The 19930-nt window shown below is 69.9% G+C and carries 26 protein-coding genes; 5 read left to right on the top strand and 21 right to left on the bottom strand.

The annotated features are described in order from the left end of the window. Window positions 1–159: 159 nt before the first annotated feature. From ACGF5T_RS15160 to ACGF5T_RS15140, 5 genes are read right to left on the bottom strand one after another with little or no spacing between them, the layout of a single operon-like run. Window positions 160–1470, bottom strand: coding sequence for a DUF58 domain-containing protein (locus tag ACGF5T_RS15160; RefSeq protein ID WP_366768778.1), 1311 nt, complete (start codon window positions 1468–1470; stop codon window positions 160–162). Continuing rightward, window positions 1470–2459, bottom strand: a complete 990-nt coding sequence (locus ACGF5T_RS15155) for a MoxR family ATPase (protein ID WP_356612169.1) — start codon at window positions 2457–2459, stop codon at window positions 1470–1472. The genes ACGF5T_RS15160 and ACGF5T_RS15155 overlap by 1 nt, the downstream gene beginning before the upstream one ends. After that, window positions 2459–3679 carry a DUF4350 domain-containing protein gene (locus tag ACGF5T_RS15150; protein WP_366768779.1) on the bottom strand — a complete coding sequence of 407 codons (1221 nt, stop codon included), beginning with the start codon at window positions 3677–3679 and terminating at the stop codon, window positions 2459–2461. Before ACGF5T_RS15150 ends, ACGF5T_RS15155 begins: the two co-directional genes overlap by 1 nt. Beyond that, on the bottom strand, window positions 3676–4449 hold the full coding sequence (locus ACGF5T_RS15145; RefSeq protein ID WP_392888038.1) for a DUF4129 domain-containing protein: 774 nt from the start codon (window positions 4447–4449) through the stop codon (window positions 3676–3678). The genes ACGF5T_RS15150 and ACGF5T_RS15145 overlap by 4 nt, the downstream gene beginning before the upstream one ends. A 4-nt stretch (window positions 4450–4453) precedes the next feature. Further along, window positions 4454–5845, bottom strand: coding sequence for a glycerophosphoryl diester phosphodiesterase membrane domain-containing protein (locus tag ACGF5T_RS15140; RefSeq protein WP_366768780.1), 1392 nt, complete (start codon window positions 5843–5845; stop codon window positions 4454–4456). A 140-nt stretch (window positions 5846–5985) separates the two neighbouring features. Here ACGF5T_RS15140 and mtnA point away from each other — a divergent pair, with 140 nt between their 5' ends. Continuing rightward, window positions 5986–7128: an S-methyl-5-thioribose-1-phosphate isomerase gene (gene mtnA, locus ACGF5T_RS15135; RefSeq protein WP_356612070.1), complete on the top strand. Its 1143-nt coding sequence runs from the start codon at window positions 5986–5988 to the stop codon at window positions 7126–7128. Between the two features lie 87 nt (window positions 7129–7215). On the opposite strand, the gene xerC is transcribed toward mtnA, so the two are convergent. The 12 genes from xerC to ACGF5T_RS15075 form a co-directional block, all read right to left on the bottom strand. Continuing rightward, window positions 7216–8424 carry a tyrosine-type recombinase/integrase gene (gene xerC, locus ACGF5T_RS15130; RefSeq protein WP_366768781.1) on the bottom strand — a complete coding sequence of 403 codons (1209 nt, stop codon included), beginning with the start codon at window positions 8422–8424 and terminating at the stop codon, window positions 7216–7218. Then, complete coding sequence (locus ACGF5T_RS15125; protein ID WP_366768782.1) at window positions 8424–8612, bottom strand: helix-turn-helix domain-containing protein; 189 nt, start codon at window positions 8610–8612, stop codon at window positions 8424–8426. The genes xerC and ACGF5T_RS15125 overlap by 1 nt, the downstream gene beginning before the upstream one ends. Beyond that, window positions 8609–10000, bottom strand: coding sequence for a replication initiator protein RepSA (gene repSA, locus ACGF5T_RS15120; RefSeq protein ID WP_366768783.1), 1392 nt, complete (start codon window positions 9998–10000; stop codon window positions 8609–8611). The genes ACGF5T_RS15125 and repSA overlap by 4 nt, the downstream gene beginning before the upstream one ends. Continuing rightward, window positions 9997–10167, bottom strand: coding sequence for a hypothetical protein (locus ACGF5T_RS15115; RefSeq protein WP_366768784.1), 171 nt, complete (start codon window positions 10165–10167; stop codon window positions 9997–9999). Before ACGF5T_RS15115 ends, repSA begins: the two co-directional genes overlap by 4 nt. A 5-nt stretch (window positions 10168–10172) precedes the next feature. Beyond that, window positions 10173–10352, bottom strand: a complete 180-nt coding sequence (locus ACGF5T_RS15110) for a hypothetical protein (protein WP_366768803.1) — start codon at window positions 10350–10352, stop codon at window positions 10173–10175. 91 nt (window positions 10353–10443) lie between these two features. Then, entirely contained in the window at window positions 10444–10767 is a 324-nt protein-coding gene (locus ACGF5T_RS15105) for a SpdD-like protein (RefSeq protein ID WP_366768785.1), read from the bottom strand. Window positions 10768–10787: 20 nt separating this feature from the next. Beyond that, window positions 10788–10943 carry a hypothetical protein gene (locus ACGF5T_RS15100; RefSeq protein WP_355160939.1) on the bottom strand — a complete coding sequence of 52 codons (156 nt, stop codon included), beginning with the start codon at window positions 10941–10943 and terminating at the stop codon, window positions 10788–10790. A gap of 9 nt (window positions 10944–10952) precedes the next feature. After that, window positions 10953–11144 (bottom strand): mobile element transfer protein, encoded by a 192-nt coding sequence (locus tag ACGF5T_RS15095; protein WP_007387681.1) that lies wholly within the window; start codon window positions 11142–11144, stop codon window positions 10953–10955. A 19-nt stretch (window positions 11145–11163) separates the two neighbouring features. Then, window positions 11164–11847: a DUF2637 domain-containing protein gene (locus ACGF5T_RS15090; protein ID WP_366768786.1), complete on the bottom strand. Its 684-nt coding sequence runs from the start codon at window positions 11845–11847 to the stop codon at window positions 11164–11166. An 18-nt stretch (window positions 11848–11865) separates the two neighbouring features. Next, the gene (locus ACGF5T_RS15085) at window positions 11866–12063 is read right to left on the bottom strand and encodes a hypothetical protein (RefSeq protein WP_366768787.1); all 198 of its coding nucleotides are present in this window, start codon (window positions 12061–12063) and stop codon (window positions 11866–11868) included. 21 nt (window positions 12064–12084) lie between these two features. Continuing rightward, window positions 12085–13440 (bottom strand): FtsK/SpoIIIE domain-containing protein, encoded by a 1356-nt coding sequence (locus ACGF5T_RS15080; protein WP_366768788.1) that lies wholly within the window; start codon window positions 13438–13440, stop codon window positions 12085–12087. A 3-nt stretch (window positions 13441–13443) separates the two neighbouring features. Continuing rightward, the gene (locus tag ACGF5T_RS15075) at window positions 13444–13800 is read right to left on the bottom strand and encodes a hypothetical protein (RefSeq protein WP_366768789.1); all 357 of its coding nucleotides are present in this window, start codon (window positions 13798–13800) and stop codon (window positions 13444–13446) included. Between the two features lie 156 nt (window positions 13801–13956). Here ACGF5T_RS15075 and ACGF5T_RS15070 point away from each other — a divergent pair, with 156 nt between their 5' ends. Continuing rightward, the gene (locus ACGF5T_RS15070; protein ID WP_366768790.1) at window positions 13957–14688 is read left to right on the top strand and encodes an XRE family transcriptional regulator; all 732 of its coding nucleotides are present in this window, start codon (window positions 13957–13959) and stop codon (window positions 14686–14688) included. A 47-nt stretch (window positions 14689–14735) separates the two neighbouring features. Next, window positions 14736–15206, top strand: a complete 471-nt coding sequence (locus ACGF5T_RS15065; RefSeq protein ID WP_359191878.1) for an NUDIX domain-containing protein — start codon at window positions 14736–14738, stop codon at window positions 15204–15206. On the opposite strand, the gene ACGF5T_RS15060 is transcribed toward ACGF5T_RS15065, so the two are convergent. The 4 genes from ACGF5T_RS15060 to ACGF5T_RS15045 all read right to left on the bottom strand — a co-directional run bounded on the left by ACGF5T_RS15060 (window position 15194) and on the right by ACGF5T_RS15045 (window position 17573). Further along, the gene (locus ACGF5T_RS15060) at window positions 15194–15754 is read right to left on the bottom strand and encodes an HDIG domain-containing metalloprotein (RefSeq protein WP_366768791.1); all 561 of its coding nucleotides are present in this window, start codon (window positions 15752–15754) and stop codon (window positions 15194–15196) included. The genes ACGF5T_RS15065 and ACGF5T_RS15060 overlap by 13 nt on opposite strands. A 556-nt stretch (window positions 15755–16310) precedes the next feature. Then, entirely contained in the window at window positions 16311–16745 is a 435-nt protein-coding gene (locus ACGF5T_RS15055) for a hypothetical protein (RefSeq protein ID WP_366768792.1), read from the bottom strand. Continuing rightward, window positions 16742–17149: a helix-turn-helix transcriptional regulator gene (locus ACGF5T_RS15050; RefSeq protein WP_366768804.1), complete on the bottom strand. Its 408-nt coding sequence runs from the start codon at window positions 17147–17149 to the stop codon at window positions 16742–16744. The genes ACGF5T_RS15055 and ACGF5T_RS15050 overlap by 4 nt, the downstream gene beginning before the upstream one ends. 64 nt (window positions 17150–17213) lie before the next feature. Beyond that, window positions 17214–17573, bottom strand: a complete 360-nt coding sequence (locus ACGF5T_RS15045; protein ID WP_366768793.1) for a type II toxin-antitoxin system RelE/ParE family toxin — start codon at window positions 17571–17573, stop codon at window positions 17214–17216. Between the two features lie 214 nt (window positions 17574–17787). Between ACGF5T_RS15045 and ACGF5T_RS15040 the strand changes: the two genes are divergently transcribed. Continuing rightward, the gene (locus ACGF5T_RS15040) at window positions 17788–19122 is read left to right on the top strand and encodes an EVE domain-containing protein (protein WP_366768795.1); all 1335 of its coding nucleotides are present in this window, start codon (window positions 17788–17790) and stop codon (window positions 19120–19122) included. Between the two features lie 118 nt (window positions 19123–19240). Further along, the gene (mtrA, locus tag ACGF5T_RS15035; RefSeq protein WP_366768796.1) at window positions 19241–19930 is read left to right on the top strand and encodes a two-component system response regulator MtrA; all 690 of its coding nucleotides are present in this window, start codon (window positions 19241–19243) and stop codon (window positions 19928–19930) included.

Genomic DNA, 19930 nt, shown 5'->3' with positions numbered 1-19930 from the left:
GTACTGCAGGGGGGACCCTGTGGGAGAGTAGGACGCCGCCGAACAATTATTGCGAGAAGACCCCGCACCGGGAACGGTGCGGGGTTTTCTGCGTTTAGGGGGAACTCCGGAGGTGGTGAGGGATTTCCGGGAGAGCGGCGGGGCGGGCTGCCCCGCCGGTCATAGACGTCCTGCTGCCTTCAGTTCGAGATAGGCGTCTGCCAGTGCCGGGGCGAGGTTTTCCGGGGTCGCGTCGACTACCGTGACGCCGTGCCGGCGGAGCTGGTCGGCGGTGCGATCGCGTTCCGACTGGGCCTGTGCGGCCGCCGCGGCCTCGTAGACCGCGTCCGTGGTACCGCGCGCCCTGGCCATATGCGCGATCTGGGGATCCGCCACCGACGCCAGGAGCACCGTATGGCGCTGAGTCAGTCGGGGCAGGACCGGGAGAAGCCCCTCTTCGATCGGGGCGGCGTCGAGCGTCGTGAGCAGGACGACCAGAGAACGGCGAGGAGCCGAGCGCAGGGCCGTGGCGGTGAGACCGCGGGCGTCGGTCTCCACGAGCTCCGGCTCCAGAGCGGCCATCGCGTTGACCAGTGACGGAAGCACATCGCTCGCCGTGCGGCCCTGTACACGAGCGCGCACCCGACGGTCGTACGCGAGAAGGTCCACGCGGTCGCCCGCGCGGGAGGCCAGCGCCGCCAGGAGCAGGGCCGCGTCCATGGAGGCGTCCAGCCGGGGGGCGTCACCGACACGGCCGGCGGAGGTGCGACCGGTGTCGAGGACGAGCAGGATGTGCCGGTCCCGCTCCGGGCGCCAGGTGCGTACGGCGACAGTGGTCTGACGAGCGGTCGCCCGCCAGTCGATGGCACGGGTGTCGTCGCCCGGGACGTACTCACGCAGGCTGTCGAACTCCGTGCCCTCGCCGCGGGTGAGCAGACTCGTACGGCCGTCGAGTTCGCGGAGGCGGGACAGCTTCGAGGGGAGATGCTTGCGGCTGGCGAAAGGCGGCAGGACGCGTACCGTCCACGGGACCCGGTGGGTGCCCTGGCGGGTGAAGAGCCCCAGCGGCCCGTACGAGCGGATCGTGACGCGGTCCGACCGGTGGTCGCCGCGGCGCGTGGGCCGCAGACGCGTGGTGACGCGCCGGCGTTCACCGGCGGGCACCGTCACCCGGTGACTGGAGTCCGCCGCCTCCCCGCCGGCCCGCCAGCTGCTGGGCGGCCAGGCGTCGCGGAGGTGGGCCCGAAGCGGGCGGTTGGACGGGTTGGCGACCGTCAGTGTGATGTCGGCGGTGTCGCCCAGACGGGTGGACGTGTCGCCGCTGCGGGACAGGCGCAGACGCCGTACGGGGGCGGCCAGGGCGAAGTCGCAGGCGCAGGCCGCGGCCAGTGGGACGTTGACCGCGAGGATCCCCGTCAGACCCGGTTCCCAGATGCCGACGGGGACGGAGCCCAGGGCCGCCAGGAGCGCGGCGCGTCCGGTGAAGGCCATCAGCGGGGCACGGGGACGTGGGCGAGGATCGCGTTGACCACGGAGTCCGTGGTCACGCCCTCCATCTCGGCCTCCGGACGGAGCTGCACCCGGTGCCGGAGGGTGGGCAGGGCCAGGGCCTTCACGTCGTCGGGGGTGACGTAGTCGCGGCCCGTCAGCCAGGCCCACGCGCGGGCCGTCGAGAGCAGGGCCGTGGCTCCGCGCGGGGAGACGCCGAGGGTGAGGGACGGCGACTCGCGGGTGGCCCGGCAGATGTCGACGACGTACCCCGTGATCTCGGGGGAGACGGTCGTCTTGGCGACCTCAGCGCGGGCGGCCTCCAGATCGGCGGCGCTCGCCACGGGGCGTACGCCGGCGGCGCGCAGGTCACGCGGGTTGAAGCCCGAGGCGTGGCGGGTGAGGACGTCGATCTCGTCCTGCCGGGAGGGGAGGGGGACGGTCAGCTTGAGGAGGAAGCGGTCCAGCTGGGCTTCGGGCAGGGGATAGGTGCCCTCGTACTCGACCGGGTTCTGGGTCGCCGCGACCAGGAAGGGCTCAGGGAGGGGACGGGGCGTGCCGTCGACCGTGATCTGGCGTTCCTCCATGGCTTCGAGGAGGGACGACTGGGTCTTCGGGGGCGTGCGGTTGATCTCGTCGGCGAGCAGGAGGTTGGTGAACGCGGGACCGGGCTGGAAGGAGAACTCGGCGGTGCGGGCGTCGTAGACGAGGGAGCCGGTGACGTCGCTCGGCATCAGGTCGGGGGTGAACTGGACGCGTTTGGTGTCGAGTTCGGTGGCGGCGGCGAGGGCGCGCACGAGGAGGGTCTTGGCGACTCCGGGGACGCCTTCCAGGAGCACGTGGCCGCGGCACAGGAGCGCTACGACGAGACCGGTGACGGCGGCGTCCTGGCCGACCACGGCCTTCGCGATCTCGGCGCGCAGGGCCTCCAGGGAGGCGCGGGCGTCGCCCGGGTTCCCGGTCCGCCCGGCGTTGTCAGTGGTCGGGTCCATCATGGACGGCGTACCTCTCTTTCGAGGGCGTCGAGTTGGTCGGCGAGGGCTGTGAGGGCCGCGTCGTCGCCGGGCGGCGGGCCGAAGAGGAGGGTGTGCAGGGCCTGTCCGCCGTCGTGTTCGCCGGTGAGGTGGGCGGACAGGGCGGGGAGCAGGGCCTCGGGCGCGTGCGCCTGGGCGACGGGGACGCCGACGAGGGAGGCGAGGCGGGTGCGGGTGGCGGAGCGAAGAGCGGTGGCGGCGCGGTCGCGGGCGTTCGCCTTGCGGTAGAGGCGGGCGCGGCCTTCGACGGTCTCGGAGGCGCGGATCGCCACGGGAAGGTTCTCCGGCACCAGGGGGCCTAGTCGGCGTGCCCGCCACAGGGCCGCGAGGGCCGCGGCGACGAAGAGTTGCAGGGTGCCCCAGAGCCAGCCCGAGGGGAGCAGGTCGAAGAGGCTGCGTTCGTCGTCCGGGGTGGTGGCGCCGGTGAGCGAGGGGAGGTACCAGACCAGGTGTGCGCGGGAGCCGAGGAGTTGCAGGGCGAGCGAGGCGTTGCCGTGCTCGTCGAGGCGGTCGTTGTAGAGGATGTCGGGGGCGCCCAGGACGACGGTGTCGCCCGGGGTGCGCTCCTGGGGAGACTTCGCGGACGTGTCCGGGATGCGCAGCAGGGTGGCCAGGCGCCGGCTGGGGTAGCAGGCCTCGGCCTCGATGTGGTCGCTGCTGTAGCGGACGCCACCGGTGTCGGCGGTGCCTGCGCTTCGGGCGGCCGGCAGGGCGCATTCGGGGGCCAGTGTGGAGTCGAAGCTGAGCGCGGGATCCGCGGTGACGCCCGGGGCGAGGCGTTCGACGGCGGGGCCGCCGGGGGCCACCAGGAGGGTACGGCCGCCCGAGCCCTCGGTCGCCGCGTGCAGCTGCGTCTGCTGACGTCCGGTCAGCAGGTCGGGGACGGCGACGAGGAGGGTGGTGTCCGGGCCGGCCGCGGCGCGTGCCTCGTCCAGGGTGGTCACCACGCGCGTGGACACTCCCCGGTCGGCGAGGAGTTCGGCGACCGCCCGGCTGCCGTAGGGGTCGGCGGAGCGCGGGTCGAGTTCCCCGTGGCGGGCGTCGGAGCGGACGACGGCGATCGCCACGGCACCGGCGAGCAGGACGACGAGGGCGAGGGCGATGCCCCGTGCGCGGGTCCACACCTGGCGGGCGGTGGGCGAGGCCGAGGTGGTGGGGAGCGTGGCCTCGGTGGTCATCCGGCGGCTCCCCACGAGGTGTTCGAGTCCCCGCTGCCGGCCGTGCGGCCGGCCACCGGCTGCGGCTTGGTGCGCTCCAGGTCGCGGTCGAGTTCGGTCAGGCGTCGGTACGCCTGCTCGGTGCCGGGACGGCCGCCGTACGTGACGTCGTCGAAGTCCCGGGCCGCGGCGCGCAGCCGGTCGCCGTGGGCGGGCAGGGCGCGGCCGGCCTCGGTGGCCGCCTCGTCGGCGGTGCGGCCGGGGCGGATGTCCAGAAGGGCTCGTTCCTCCAGTGCGCGGACGACGGCCCGCATGCGTTCCTGGACCGCCTGGTTCCAGTGCCGCTGGGCGGCGTGTGCCTCGGCCGCGGCGCGGTGGTCGGCGGCGCTGCGCGGACGGTCGTCGAAGAGGGCGGGGGCGGAGGCCGGCCCGCGGCGCGGGGTGCCCAGGCGCCACCAGAGGGCGCCCAGCACCGCCAGGACGGCCACGATGATGACCACCAGGCCGAGCGTCCCCCCGGGCGTCGCGGTGGACGCCCTGTTGAACAGCTCGTCGATCCAGTCCCAGAAGGCGTTCAGGGCCCGCTGGAACCAGCTGGGGTCGTTCTCGTGGTACATCCGCTTGGACAGCTCGTCCCGGGCCGCCTCCCGCGCGGGGTCGCGCGGGATCGTCACCGGCGGTTCGTCACCGGCCCGCGGCAGCGACAGCACGGAGGTGTCGCCGGCGTGGGACGACGTCCGTACGGCGGCGCGTGACAGCACCTCTGTGAGCACTCCCCCCGCCGGGCTCACCGCATCAGCTCCCCGGAGTGGTGCCGGAGGCGCCGGAACCCGGGAGGCCGGCGGCACGGGCCAGTTCGAGGTCGAGGGCCTCGCGACGAATGCGCTGGTCGATGTACAGCAGCACGGTGACGCCGGCCGTGATCGGGAAGGTGATCATGGAGCCGATCACCGAGCCGATGCCGCTGACGATGAGGAAGGTCCAGCCGAGGTTCCCGGTGCCGTCGAGGAAGCCGCCGATGCCGTCGCTGCCGAGGGCCGCGGCCAGGAAGGCGAACGGAATGGCGATGATCGACGCGACGACGGTCGCGATGATCGTCGCGAGCAGCTGGATGCCGAAGACCCGCCACCAGGAGCCGCGGACCAGCTTCAGGGAGCGGCTCATCGCCTGCTTGATGCCCTGCTTCTCCAGCATCAGCGCGGGGGAGGCCAGCGAGAGCCGGACCATGAGCCACGCCGTGAGGACACCGGCCGCCAGAGCGCCCAGTACGGCCAGGGCCACGCCCGCGTCGCCGCCCCCCGCGGCGGACACGAGGAGACCCGGGGCCATGCCGACCGTGACGATGCCGGCGACGATGAGCAGCAGCAGGACGATCAGGCCGAAGAGCTTCGCCACCTGGGGGCGGGCGTCCCGCCAGGCCTCCCCGATCGCCACCGGCCTGCCGAGCACGGCCCGACTGGTGACGGTCGTGAGCAGGGCGGTGGCCAGGACGGTGCCGATCAGCGAGATCAGGAAGACGACGCCCGAGTTGAGCGTGGTCTCGGCCAGGGCGTCGCCGAGTTCACCGAGGGTGGCGTCGGGGTCGTTGAGGACCTCGGAGCTGGTGTCGTCCAGGACGAGGCCCTGGAGCAGCACGACGACGATCTCCGTGAACACCGCGATGGTCAGCGAGATACCGAGGACCGTGCGCCAGTAGGTGCGCATGGTGGAGACGGCGCCGTCGAGGATCTCGCCGACACCGAGCGGGCGGAGCGGGATCACGCCGGGCTTGGCCGCGGGCGGGGGGCCGCCCCAGCCGCCTCCCCAGCCGCCGGGCCCACCAGGGGGGCCGTAACCGCCGTAGGCCCCGCCCTGGCCGCCGTAGCCGCCCGGGCCGCCGTAGCCGCCGGGTCCACCTGGAGGCGGGGCGCCCCAGCCCTGGTTCGGCGGCGGGGGCGGCGGGCTCTGCTCGGGGCCGGTCGGCGCCGACCACTGGCCGGGGGGCGGCTGCTCCTTGGACCACTTCGTGCCGGGGCCCGTCGGCTCCGCGCCCGGCTGGTCCGCGGGCCGCGCGGGCTGATCGGGGACGCCGGGGCGGTCGGCGGGCTCGGCGGGACGGTCGGCGGGCTCGGCGGGGCCGGACGCGCCGGGCTCCCGCCCGTCGGACGGGGCGGATCCGGGCGAGGCCCAGCCCGGAGTGTCGTTCATCGTCGCTCCTTCACGGTGCCCGTCCGCGGGCGCGGCGGCAGGTTGGCAGCCATCGTGCCATGGGGTGGTCGGCTGCGGACCGGGCGCGGTATGGGCTGCGCACCTTCAATTGTCCGCCGGATAGGGGGCAGACTGACCGCATGGCTGATCAGGACGCGCGAAGCGGCGAGGACAAGCGGCCGACCGAGATCCCGGCACTGCGCTGGGAGGAACCACCAGAGGGCCCGGTGCTGGTCCTGCTGGACCAGACCAGGCTGCCGGTCGAGGAGGTCGAGCTGGTCTGCACGGACCCGTCCGCGCTCGTGGAGGCGATCCGCTCGCTCGCGGTGCGCGGGGCACCCCTGCTCGGTGTCGCGGGCGCCTACGGCGTCGCGCTCGCCGCCGTCCGGGGCTTCGAGGTGGAGGAGGCGGCGGCCGCGCTGGCGGGGGCCCGTCCCACCGCGGTGAACCTCGCCGTCGGTGTCGGTCGGGCGCACGCGGCCCACCAGGAGGCGCTCGCCAGGACCGGCGACACCGGGCAGGCCGCCGCGGCCGCCCTGGCCGCGGCCCGGGCGGTGCACCGGGAGGACGCAGAGGCCAGCGTCCGGATGGCCGCGCACGGGTCGGCGCTGCTGGACGAGCTGCTGCCCGCCGGCGGGCACCGAGTCCTCACGCACTGCAACACCGGTGCGCTGGTGTCGGGCGGCGAGGGGACCGCCTTCGCGGTGGCGCTCGCGGCGCACCGGTCGGGGCGTCTGCGGCGCCTGTGGGTGGACGAAACGCGTCCGTTGCTGCAAGGTGCTCGCCTGACGGCATACGAGGCGGCCCGCAACGGCATGGCGTACACCCTGCTCACCGACAACGCGGCCGGTTCGCTGTTCGCGGCGGGTGAGGTGGACGCGGTGCTCATCGGCGCGGACCGCATCGCGGCCGACGGTTCGGTGGCGAACAAGGTGGGGAGCTATCCGCTCGCCGTGCTCGCCAGGTACCACCACGTGCCGTTCATCGTGGTGGCGCCGCTCACGACGGTGGATCGGGGCACCAGGGACGGGGCGTCCATCGAGGTCGAACAGCGTCCCGGATACGAAGTGACCGAGATCACAGCGCCTCAGGTGCCGGTGACCGGAGCGGGAGGCGGGATTCCGGTGGCACCCCTGGGGACCCAGGCGTACAACCCGGCGTTCGACGTGACCCCGCCCGAGTTGGTGACGGCGATCGTCACCGAGGAGGGCGTGGTTTCGCCCGTGACGGCCGACGCTCTGGCCGAGCTGTGTGCCAGGTCACGCCAGGTAACGATTAGCTAATGGGATGATGTCGGCTTGACCGACGAAAACGGCCCCTCCACCTGCGCCTATTCGCAGAGGAAGGGGCCGTGACATCTAACGGCGACATCAACGACTGTCGAGGCCCGATCCGTCGACATCCAACGCTCGGATCCGGGCCGGCTGTCGCAGCAGGCGGTCAAGCTGTCCCACCGCTTCGATGATGTCGGGCGTCAGTGCCTCAGCGTAGATGTCCATCGTCGTCGCGATGCGGCTGTGCCGAAGGATGGCCTTGACGATCCTCGGGTGCACCTTGAGGTGAACCAGCAGCGTGCCGCAGGACTTCCGCAGCCCCTTGGGGTTCATCTTGTCCAACCCCTCCGCCCTGATGATCCGCTGCATGGTCAGGTACAGGTTTGATGCCAGGAGCGGGTGACCCGTCCGCGAGATGAAGACGTGCCCGTCCGGGTCTTCGAACCAGGAGCGTCCCTGACTGATCGCGCGATCCCGCAGCATGGCCGTACGCATCCGAGTCCAGCGCAGAGGCGCGATGCACTGCGCCGGCAGGGGAAGGGGCGCCCTGGATGTCTCGGTCTTGGGGTCCAAGTCGATCGTCCCGGCGCTGGAACGCTGCCGTTGCTGTTCCACCCAGAGAATCCGGTTGTCGAGGTCGACGTTCTCCCAGCGCAGGCCGCACACCTCGGCACGGCGGAGACCGAGCAGGCAGAGCAGCAGGAACGCCGGGTAGTACACGGTCAGCCCCCGAGCCGCAGCCAGGAAGCGGAGAACCGTCACGGCATCCCAGCTCTTGCCGCTGTCGGTCGTCGCACGGATGTGGACGAGCTTGGCCACGTTTCGAGTCAGGCCGATGTCTTCCACCATCGCGGCCGTGAGCGCCGCTGAGAGGACCCGAAGAGCCTGCTTGGCAGTCTTGGGTCCCCTCTCCTCTGCGAGCCGCTGAATGACCCCGCGCAGCTCCGCGACGCCCAGCCGGACCATGACCTTGGACCCGAGACGCTGCCGAAGGTGGTTGCGCACGGCCTGCTCGTACGTCTCGTAGCTCTTGGGCTTCAGGTTCGGCTTGACGATGACCTCAAGCCAGTAGTCGAACCACTGTCCCAAGGTCATGTCCCGCGTCGGTGTCGGGATGCCACCCTTGGCACGGTCGAGGAGATCCCGGCGCTTCTGGTCGCATTCGTCGTACGTCTTGCCGTACGCGAACTTCCGCTTCACTGTCCCGTCAGGCTGAGGGACGTACACCGCAGCCTGGTACCGGCCATCAGCGCGCTTGGTGACCGTGCCGGACCCATTGGGGTTGCGCCTTCGCTGACGTGCCATCAGCAAGCCTCTTCAAGACGTGCGCGGATGTAGTCCTGAACAGCGCTCTCGGGAATCCGACGGCAGCGACCTTCGGTGATTGAGACGAGCCGCTTTTCCCTGATCAGGTCGTACACCTTCGAACGGCTGTACTTAAGCCGCGCCATGACCTCTGGCACGGTCAGCAATTCAACAGTTGCGGTGGTCACGCGGCGGCTCCTTCCAGGGCCAATTGGTCTCGCATGGCTTCGCGGGCGGTCTCCCGATTGAGTTGGAGATCCCGGGCGATGGTGGCGGCGAGCACGGATTCGCCGGGGGTGTGGCCGTGGCCGGCGTACTGCCAGTCGGTCAGGACGAGCACGGTCTCCGGCTCGCGGTCATCCAGGCTGAGGCCGGCGTGCTCCTGTGCGGCGCGGTAGTCGGCGCGCGTCTGGCGGAGGGCGCCGAGGGTGGTCGAGTAGCGGCGGCTCTTGCTGGAGAAGTGGCCGCGGAAGCCGAGCATGTGTGCCCAGGCCCATAGGCGCCGGTCGGGGTAGAGCGGATCGAGTGCTTTGCATGCGGCGATGAGGCGGCGGGCGTGGTCGGGGACGCCGTGGCGGTCGAGTTCGGACAGCTCCCCCACCCGGCGGTCGAGGGTGCCGGTGTTCTCAGCCGCTTTGGTGGCGTACTTGGCGACGTAGGAGGCAACGGCTTGTTCAGTGATGTCGGAGCCGTCTCCGAACGCCTTCACGGGCCGTACGTCGAGCTGTGTGCCCCACCGGAAGGTGCGGGCCGGTTGGTCGGCGGCGGCCGGGACCGAGACCGAGGTGTACGAGTGCGCGGCGGCGGCGCGGATCGCGTCGGCGAGGAGATCGACCGTGGCCCAGGAAGGCGGCGGGGTGTCGGGCCCGTCGGGTCCGTCGATGCGGATCACGGCGTGGAAGTGCACGGCGCCGCGCTTCTGGAACTCGGCGACCTTGCCGTACGACAGCCGGGCGCACTCCTTGAGTTCACGTTGGGTGATGCCGGCGCGGGCGGCGATCTCGCGGCGAAGCCGGTTGGTGAAGCGCTGCCAGAGCTGCCCGGCGTAGTTGTTGAACAGCACCGCGCCCGCGTAGTCGTACGTCGCCGGGTCGAGGGCGGTACCCAGCTCCGAGGCGTCCGGGGCGTGGTGAGCACCGCAGCGGCAGGCGCCTCGGTCGGGCCGGTTGTGGACCGAGCCGAAGGAGGGGGCGGTGAGGGTGGCGAAGACCCGCGGGTGATCCCGGACGGTGGCGGGGATGTCGCGGCGGTCGTCACCGGCGAGCCCGGCACGGATCAGGTGGTACGTGTCGCCCGCGTAGGTCCAGGCGCAGGCGGGGCAGCGGGAGGCGCGGCGGTTGCCGCAGGCGACGCGCAGCCGTCCGCCCGGCTCGTCGGTGGTCGAGTAGTGGTGCAGGGTCTCGCCGGTGGCCTTGTCCTTGTGGATCGTCCAGCCAGTCAGGTGGATCGGGTCGGAGCAGCCGCCGGTGCGCTTGACCTGGTCTTGCCAGCGGTCGAAGCCGGGGGACCCGGCCACCCGCAGCAAATCGCTGAGGGTGATCGGGTCCAGGCTCGCCGGGGTGACGGCTTTGGTCACGCGTCGTCCCCCTTGTCCGTGTGGCGGTCGATCCAGTCCTCCGCGCAGACCTTGTGCACGGCATTGCCGCGGTCGGAGCGCAGTGGGGTGGGCTTGGCGCAGATCACGCACGGCTGGTCGCCGGTGTGGTCGTAGTGCTCCGAGGAGCGCCAATTCAGCAGGGCCATGACAGTCACCGCCCGGCGCGGACGAGGGCGGTGGAGGTGGCGTGGCCGGTGCCCTTGCAGGTCGGGCAGGTGATCCGGAGGGTGGCGCGGGTCCCGTCGGGGTGGCGGGTGCCGGTGGTGATGGCGACGGTCGGGAAGCCGTCGCAGTCGCGGCAGACGCGAGTGGTCGAGGCGTGCTGGGGCATCATGGGCGTGCCTTTCGGGTCCGTTGGGTCTGGAAGGTGGGAAGGCGCCCGGGGCGGCGGTTCTTTGGCGAGAGAGCCGCCCTGGGGGCCGTTAGCGGCGCCGGTTGTCGGAGGCGAGCAGGGAACGCAGGACGACGGCGCAGACGGCGACCGAGACGCCGGTGATGGCGACCGCCAAGAGCATGGAGACCAGAACGGCGCCGACGATCAGGACCACGGCGGTACCGCCCCCGACGAGGGCGAGCGCTGTGCCGGGCGTGAGCTGGATCGTGGGCAGGGTCGAGGCCGGGACCGGGGCGGCCGGGGCCGTGGGCGTGGTCGGGGTGCCGGGCGTGATCGTGGTCGGTTCGATGACGGCGGGCGGGGTGACGATGCCGGTGGGCTGGGGCATGGTCGGGAGCTTGGGGCGGAACATGGACGTTCCTCCTTCCGTGGCTACTTGAGGGCGGTGTCGATGACCGGGGCGAGGACGCTGTCGGCGAGGAGGAAGCCGCCGAGCAGGAGCACGCCGATGAGCCACCAGGGCGGGCGGATGAGCTTGACGCCGAGGGCTCCGACGCAGAGCAGGGCGAACCAGAGTGGGACGTCCATGGCGGCCTCCTAGCGGACCTTGCAGCGGTGGGTGCGGGCGGCGAGCTGTGCGGCGGACTGGCTGGTGTAGTCGGCGGACCAGCCGCAGCCGTCGGAGCTGCACACGGCGGCGTGCTTGGTCTGGCCGTGGCGGTCGCGGTGGGTGCCGATCTGTACCGGTCCGATCCGCATCACGGAGTGGAAGAAGTCGCGGGCAGGCATGACGGTGATCTCCTCTCAGTCAGGCGAGTTGGGCGGCGATGGCGTCGGCCATGTGCGGCGGGACGCCGAGACGTGCGCGAAGGGTGTCGGTGTCGATCCGGGCGCCGGTTCGGTGTTCGTGGTCGGCGGCGACCTTTCGGGCGTGGTCGACCAGCGCGGCCGGGACCGGGACGGCCGGCGGCGGTACCGGGGCCGGGTCGGCGGGCGGGAGAGCCGGGGCGTGGTCGGCGGAGTCGACCGGTTCTGGGGTGGACTCAGCAGCGGGGGCCGGGGCGGATTCCGCCTCGGGCACGGGCTCCGGATCCGCGGTGGCGGGTGCCGTCGGGGGCGAGGAGCGGTCGGCGGGTGAGTGGACGAGGAGGGTTCCGCCCATGAAGGCCAGGGCAGGCCAGGCGGCGACGAGGATGCGCAGCCAGGCCGGGACGTTGGTCAGGTCGAGGAGTCCGGCGGTGGCGACGTTGGCGCCGAGTGAGGCGATCAGGGCGATCAGGAACCAGCACCAGGCCAGCCGGGAGGGTCCGTCGGCGCGCAGTCGGCGCCAGGCGGCGACCAGGAGCAGGTCGACGGAGACCGGGTAGGCCCAGGCCTTCCAGCCGTCCTGTCCGGCCGCGGCGGCGAGGTCGTGCAGGTGAGCGAAGGACAGGGCGCCGGCGATGACGGCTTGGACCAGGACGGCATCCACGCGGAACACGGTGCGGGGCATGGTGTCCTCCCTTCCTGGTCAGTCGGTGGTGTGGCCGGTGCCCCAGCAGGTGAGGCACAGGGCGGTTTGGTGGTCGTCGGTCACACGGCCCTTGCGGGCGCCGACGCGGACGGTTTCGCGGGTCTCGCCCTTGCCGTCGCAGTCGGGGCACTTCGCGGGTTCCGGCGCCGGCGGCGTGGTCTTGCGGCGGGTGGTGGGCTTCTTCGCGGTGGGCATGGGGTGCCTCCCGGGCGGGGGTCAGGCGGCGGCCGGGGCCGACTCGACAGCCGGGGCCGGGACCGAGGCGAGGGTGCCGAGGGCGGGCCGGAACGGTGCGAGGGCGGGCAGGTCCGGGGTTAGGTCGGCGTGCCGGTTGCAGACGTTCACGGCCTGGCGCAGCGAGGTGTGCGGGGCGCGGATGCGGGCCCAGCCGCCGGACGAGTCACCGGTGACGGCGACGCCGGGCGTGTCGGTGGGGATCTGGATCGCGGCCAGCACGGCATCCGGGGCGATGTCGCCGAAGGCCATGTTCGCCGAGGATTCGTCGTTGACGCGGTGGGCAGTGCGGCCGGTGAGCTGGGCGCGGAGCATGGTGATGCCCTTGCCGAGTTCGGAGCCGAAGCGCTGCCCGCAGATCTCCAGGTAGACGCCGGCGGCACGGCCGAGCTGAGCGAGCCGGGCGAGCGCGGTGATGATCCTGTCGCGGCGCTTCTCGTCGTCCCTGGTGGCGAAGAGGGCGAGTTCGGCGACCTCGTCGACCAGGACCACGATCGGCACCGGGCGCAGGTCTTCGGGCAGGTCCCAGATGTCGGCGGCGATCTCCGCGTCCGGCACGTCGGCGGTGATCCGCTGGTGAGACCGGATGAGCTGATACACGTCCTGCATGTGGGACACGAGGGCGTCGAGGAGTTCGGCGGCGGTGTCGGGGTTGTCGGCGAGCGCGGAGAACCGTCGTGCCAGCGGGAACAGCTCCACCCCTTGCTTGCAGTCGATGCCGACCAGGGCGACCCGTTGCGGCGCGAGCGCGGCAACGAGGGTGCGCTGATAGACCGACTTGCCGGACTCCGTGGCGCCGAGGGTGAGCCCGTGCGGAACCGTGCGGTAGTCCCGGTAGTGGACCGCTCCGTCCTCGCGCAGGGCAACCGGGACCCGCATCGGCCGGGTGTCGACGTGCGCCGGCATTTGCACCCGCTTGAGCACGTCGTAACCGGTCATCCGCAGCTCGACCACGCCCGAGCGCAGCTCACGGGAGGTGACGCCGTACAGGGCGAAGGAGTGCCGCAGCCGGTCACACGAGGCCGCCACGTCGAAGGCGTCCTGACCCGGGCGGAGCTTGAGCCGCAGCACCAGGCCGGTACGGGTTACCCGCAGCCGCAGGACGCGCGGGGCACGGGGGCCGGGGATCGGCCGGTTGGTCATCCGGGCCAGGGTCAGGCGCCAGCGCGGGGCCGGGACCGTGAGCCCGCAGGCCTCCATGACCGAGCCGTAGCGGACCAGGACCCGCAGGGCGGCGAGGGTGACCCCGAAGGTCAGCCAGTACCAGGCGGGGCGCCGCCACCGCAGGAGACCCGCAGCGGCGACGACCAGCACCAGAGCGACGATCAGCCACGTCATGGCTCAGGCCGCCTTCGAGGACGAGGTGCCGGCGGCGAGGGAGGTCACGGCGACCGCGCGGAAGGCGATGCCGTGGCGCTTCTGGCCGTTGAACTCGTTCTCCCACGGCCGGGCGATGAGCCCCGTCAGCGCGACCGGGGTGCCCATCATCAGGTCACCGGAGATGCCGGACTCGGGGACGGTCACGGACAGGATCTCGACCTCACCGTTGGCCGCGAACATCACGTCCACGGTCGACAGCGCGGCGCCGGTCTCGGCGTCCATCGCGCGCTCGCCGGTACGGCGGTCCTTCACCTTCGGCTGGGGGGACTGGGCCACCATCACGGTGGCGGTGGAGGTGTCGATGGGAATCTGACGCATCGTCTGTTCTCCTGATCTAGCGGGAGTTGAACCGCCATCCGGCGGTGAGATCAGGAGACCGTGAGAGGTAGTGGACGCATCACGGTCCGTATGGACGTTTGGGGACGTCTGAGCTATCGTCAAAACGTCCCTACGGCGTCCATGGAAGGACACGTCATGGCGAACGAGCGTCTGCGCGCGGCGATTTCAGCGAAGGGCGAGACGATCCAGTCCGTGGCACAGCACGTCGGGGTGGACCCCAAGAGCGTGGAACGGTGGATCACTACGGACCGCACACCGCACCGGGGACATCGTTGGAAGGCCGCGAGCTTCCTGGGCGTCGACGAGGTCTACATCTGGCCCGGAGTTCAGAAGCAAGCCGAGTCGGCGAGCACCTCCGAGTTGATCACGTACTACCCGCATCGTGGGGCAGTGCCAGCCACACTGTGGTCATCGCTGATCGAGAAGGCGCGGGACCACGTAGACATCCTCGTTTACGCGGGACTGTTCCTCTTCGACAGCCACCCGGACCTCCCAGACCTGTTGGCAGAGAAAGCGAAGGCCGGCGGGCAGGTTCGCATCCTGCTCGGTGACCCGAACTCGGAGATGGTCCGCCAACGCGGCGAGGAGGAGGGCATCGGTGACGATCTCGCCGCCCGCGCCAGGATCACCCGGCGATACCTCGAACCGGCACTGACGACGCCGGGCGTCGACGTCCGGCTTCACGACACGATCCTCTACAACTCGATCTACCGGTTCGACGACGACGTGTTGGTGAACCCGCACGTACTCGGAGCGCCCGCGGGGCAGAACCCGGTGCTGCACTTCCGCTACATCCCGGGAGCCCGGTCCTTTCGGCACTACATGCGGAGTTTCGACTACGCATGGGAGCGCGGCCGGCCCGAGTAGGCAGCCGCGGCACGCGACCCCCTCACGGAGCGTGCAAGGCTTGGAACATGGCCCGAGTCGACTACTTCAACGATCCGAACGCCCCGAAGGCGAACAGCATCGTTCCGTCCGTCACCGCAGTGGCGCTTAACGATGCAGGCGAAGTCTTGCTGATCCACAAGACGGACAACAACCTGTGGGCGCTCCCCGGCGGTGGCGTGGACGTCGGCGAGTCAGCGCCCGATGCTGCCGTGCGCGAGACCAAGGAAGAGACCGGCTTCGACGTCGAGGTGACGGGACTGGTCGGCATCTACACCAACCCGGCGCACGTCATGGCGTACGACGATGGCGAGGTGCGCCAACAGTTCTCGATCTGCTTCCGCGCCCGCATCGTGGGCGGCGAACTGCGTACGAGCAGCGAGAGCAAGGAAGTGGCGTTCGTCCACCCCAGCCAACTGGACGGCCTCAACATCCACCCGTCGATGCGGATGCGGATCGACCGCGGGCTGACCGATAACCCCGATCCCTACGTCGGCTGACCAGCGAGGCGAGAGCGCGTCCGCTCAACGGCAGCCCCGAGGTACGGACGCGCCTTGCTGATCGCGTCGTGCACTTCACTGCCCGGCTCGTATCGCACCAGGATCTCGTCAATGCGGTGATCGAAGTCGAAGGACTGTCCGGCCGGCCCAGTCGTCATGTCCGCGTAGATCAGCGCGTCGAGGACGGGAGAGTCCTCCCGCTCATACGCGTCAAGTTCAGCAGACAGGCCGCGTTGTTCAGCTTCGTACACGGCCCCGGAGTGATGGGCCACGAGGCGGACGAGCCGCGAGGGTGCCCCAAGGGCTTCCAGATGACGAGCACCATCGAGCGGGTGGAAGCCTGTGTCTCGCAGCTCCGGGGCGTAGCCGATGTCGTGCAGCCAGGCAGCAGCGACGAGCAGATCACGGTCGCCCTCGGACACGGCCGCGGATGCTTCGCTTGCCCTAGCCGCCACCGCCTGAGTGTGCAGCCAGCGGTTCCCAAGCGGAGGCAAGAGCGACTCAGCCAGTTCAGCCGCGCCGTGAGGCGTGTCCAGTCCAGAGGGCATAGACCGCACGGTAGCCCAGATCAACGCGTTGCCGACACCCCGGGATCAGCCGCTCAGGGCATGGCGCGGTAAGAGTTTCCCTACATCATCAAGGCTCGCTGCGCTCGCTCTCGCGCCCGGCCTCCTGGAACTGCAAGCAGTCCGATCGGAGATCGAAGGTGCCGCGCACAGCGCGGCGGCGCCGGTCGGTCGCCGCCGCGCCGCCCCTCCTTGCCTTCGTCACCGGGGCCGCGCGTCGACGCCCGCCCGCGCCCGCAAGGGGGTGAAGAACAGGCCGGGGCTGGGGTGAGATGCGATGCGATGCCAAGGTCACGACCATGTCGTGGCTGGGGCGGCCGGCTCCACGGCTTTAGGCAGCCACTTTGGGGCGAGCCTCTAAGATCTTGGCCCCAACGTCGTGCTTTACCGGGCAGGTCCACAGACTGCCCGACTCGCCATCAGCTTACGGGGCCAAGATCACTCGCCCCAAAGCAGCTCCAGCCCAAAGCCGCTCCGCCGGCCTATGTGGGCATTGGGCGGTTCGACTCGGGCTGGAGTCAAGAAGACTGCAAGATCGCTACACAGAGAGTTTGTGGGCGATCAAAGACAGGACTGGAACATCTATGTCTAGCTTCTGTGCAAGATGTTGCACCGCGTCACGCAGGTAGGGGTACACCACGGCGACACCAACCCGTTCCGTGAACGCTTCCTTGAGCTGATCATCTTGCGGTAGTGGGCCATCCACACTGAACTCTGCGGCTGCATCCGCCACCAGTCGAGCCTCTGACGTGCGTAGGTCCAACCGGCACCGCACCCCGATGTGGCCCTCTCCCGAGCGATACCAGACGTGCATGTGCGGACTGGAGTCGTCGGCATCGGCGGCATCGCTGTCTTCAGCTTCTGCGCGCGTGCCGTGCAGTTCTAGGAAGCTGACATCCTGCACCTCTGCTCTGCTGACCAGCTCAGCGAGCGATGACGGAGCCGCCTTCGGCTTCTTCTCTTCCTTGCTCACCGAAGGGTCACAGTTCCTTCGCTGGAGTGGTGCCAGCTGGTCCGAGTTCGTGGATGGTCCGCCTCCTTGGCCACCAGCTGTACCGGCATCTGCGTCGCGACCCGCCAGGTGGGAGTCACGGGTGCATCACCGGCAGCCACCAGGGTGCAAAGTCGGGCACCTACGGCTCGTGCATACCGCTGCAGGGTGGAGTACCTAGCGTCTCCACCCACTCTCTCGAAATCCGACACCGTGGACTGTGTCGTCTCCATGCTCACGGCAACGTCCCGCTGAGTCAGGCCACGCTTCCTGCGAAGCACAACGAGGCTCTCTACCAGGTCGGCGTAGGCCTCAGCATCCTCAGTCGCGGCAGCAATCGCAGGGTCGTCAGGTTCGATGCCGAGCAGGTCATCCAATGCAGCCATGGCACCCCCATCCCTCAGTCTGTAGCTACAGTATCGCCTAGAACCGATATCAGTGAACCTGTAGTCAGCCACTTGAGCGACGCTGTCGCCACTCCTTGAGCCGCTTGTTCGCTGTGCGCTTGGCTGGCAGAGGCGTGGCCTGGGACTTCTTCTGGAAGAAGGTCAGCCCGAGGAGCAGCAGTCCCTCGCGCTCCTCGACGTAGATGAGCCTGAAGATGCGATGATCGCCGTCTAGGCGAGCCTCCCGCAGATCGCCACCGAGCGGCTTGACGTCACCTGACAGTGTGGTGCCGCGCTTGATCCGCTCCATGAGGACTTTCAGGCGAGCTTTCTCGGTCTTGGTCAGCTTGCACTTGTCCAGTTCCTTCTGGACAGGGCTAGCACCTCTGTCTGTCCGGTAGAAGTCCCACTCACGCCCCAACACCCCACCCCGCTGACTCCGCTCGCCCGTGCATTTAGCCTAGCGTTCATCGTCTTATCGAAGCGACGTCCATGTCACTATGCGTCGCCGATTACCTGGGCCGGGCGTCCATCTCGGCCGCCCATGGTCGACTAGGGCAGTGCGACGGCGTCTCACGAAGCCTTGTCAGTGCCATCCCCTAAGGTGCCCTCACCAACGGAGTCACCATGGGGGATTCGTGTCTACCTGGCTGCTGAGCTGCAACCCGAAGAAGTTCGATCTTGAAGGTCATCGCCGTGACGGCCATGTTCTGAACTCGTGGACAGTCGTCCGCTACGTGAACGAGGTGGCGGCCGGCGACAAGTTCGTGCTGTGGGTGAGCGGTCCGAACGCCGGTGTCGTCGCGTACGGCCACTTCACCGGAGACGCTGAGTATGGGCAACCTGACCTGCGCTACTGGGCCGAAGACCCGGGGCCGAGGCACTTCGTCCCGCTGGTAGTTGAGAAGTGGTTGGACCTTCGGGTTCCCAAGCAACGACTCGCTGACGACCCGCGGATGAGCGATGCCACGATCCTTCGACAGCCGTTTGCCGGCAGCCCTCACCGGTTGACCGATGAAGAGTGGCAGGCCGTGCGGGAGGCGATCGAGGTGTCAGAGGGCGCAGACCCTGACTGGGATCTGGAACCGGGCGACGAAATCCGCAGGGTCGACCTTCACGCGAAGTTCGGGGGGAGCACCCAAAACGGCATCTCGCCATGCAGCACCACGGACAACGTACTGATCTTCACCGCGCCGAGTTCAGGGCACCAGCACGGCTATTACGACACGTGGAACGAGGACGGCACCTTCCACTACACCGGAGAAGGTCAGACTGGTGATCAGCAGATGATCCGGGGCAACAGGGCGATCCTGGATCACCGCCAGAACGGGAAGCGACTGCGTCTGTTCGACGGTGCTCGGGGAACGGTGCGATACCTCGGGGAGTGGACGCTCGACGCGGAGGAGCCGTACACGGAGGATGAGGCGCCGGCCACTGGTGGTGGTGATCTACGGAAGGTCATTCGCTTCCACATGGTGCCGGTCAAGGCCACCATCACCGCGCCCGAGGTCGAGATCGGACAGGACTACGTAGCTCCGGATGAAACTGTTGCGCCGGCTCCGGGTACACCGAGCGCGCCAGACCCGGATCTGGTGGGGCGTAACCTGTCGACGCACCGCAGGTTGCAGAACCTGCTGGCCGCGGAAGCGCAGCGCCGTGGCTACGTCGCTCTGTCCCCGGATGTCTCCGACCCCGACTTTGATCTTGCGTGGCGGGAGGCCGAAGGCCGACTGACCGTGTGCGAGGTGAAGTCGCTAACGCCCGCGAACGAGGCTCGACAGCTTCGTGCGGGCCTCGGCCAGGTCCTCGACTACCAAGACCAGCTCCGTGAACGTGCGCCAGAGGCGGCGGCCGTGCTGTGGGTGGAGCGGGAGCCGTCCGAGCGGCGGTGGGTCGACTTGTGTCAGCGAGTCGGTGTGACACTTGCGTGGCCAGGCGAGGAAGAGGCAGCGTTCCGGGGTGATCAGAACTGACATCCGTCGCTGACATCAACGCCGGCGGACGGGGGCAGACAGTGACGGCCCCGTACGACTATCGTCACGGGCCAGTGACCTGCCTCACCTGCGCCTTCGCATCTGTTACGAGAATGGGATGATGTCGTTTATGAAGGGACGAGTCCTTGTCGTCGACGACGACACCGCACTGGCCGAGATGCTCGGCATTGTGCTGCGTGGTGAGGGTTTTGAGCCATCTTTCGTAGCCGACGGCGACAGGGCGCTGGCCGCCTTCCGGGAGACCAAGCCGGATCTGGTACTGCTCGACCTGATGCTGCCCGGTCGGGACGGCATCGAGGTGTGCCGCCTGATCAGGGCGGAGTCGGGTGTGCCGATCGTGATGCTGACGGCGAAGAGTGACACCGTCGACGTCGTGGTGGGTCTCGAGTCGGGCGCCGACGACTACATCGTGAAGCCGTTCAAGCCGAAGGAGCTGGTGGCCCGTATCCGGGCGCGCCTGAGGAGGTCCGAGGAACCGGCGCCGGAGCAGCTCGCCATAGGCGACCTGGTCATCGACGTGGCCGGTCACTCCGTGAAGCGGGAGGGGCAGTCGATCGCCCTGACGCCGCTGGAGTTCGACCTGCTGGTGGCGCTGGCCCGCAAGCCGTGGCAGGTGTTCACGCGCGAAGTGCTCCTCGAGCAGGTCTGGGGCTACCGGCACGCGGCCGACACCCGGCTGGTCAACGTGCACGTACAGCGGCTGCGCTCCAAGGTCGAGAAGGACCCGGAGAAGCCGGAGATCGTCGTGACCGTCCGTGGCGTCGGCTACAAGGCGGGACCGAGCTGA

It is taken from the genome of Streptomyces sp. NPDC047853 (genome assembly GCF_043204535.1).
Classification (GTDB): Bacteria; Actinomycetota; Actinomycetes; order Streptomycetales; family Streptomycetaceae; genus Streptomyces.
Note: the sequence above shows the minus strand (reverse complement) of the source record. Positions and strands in the feature narration are given on the sequence as shown.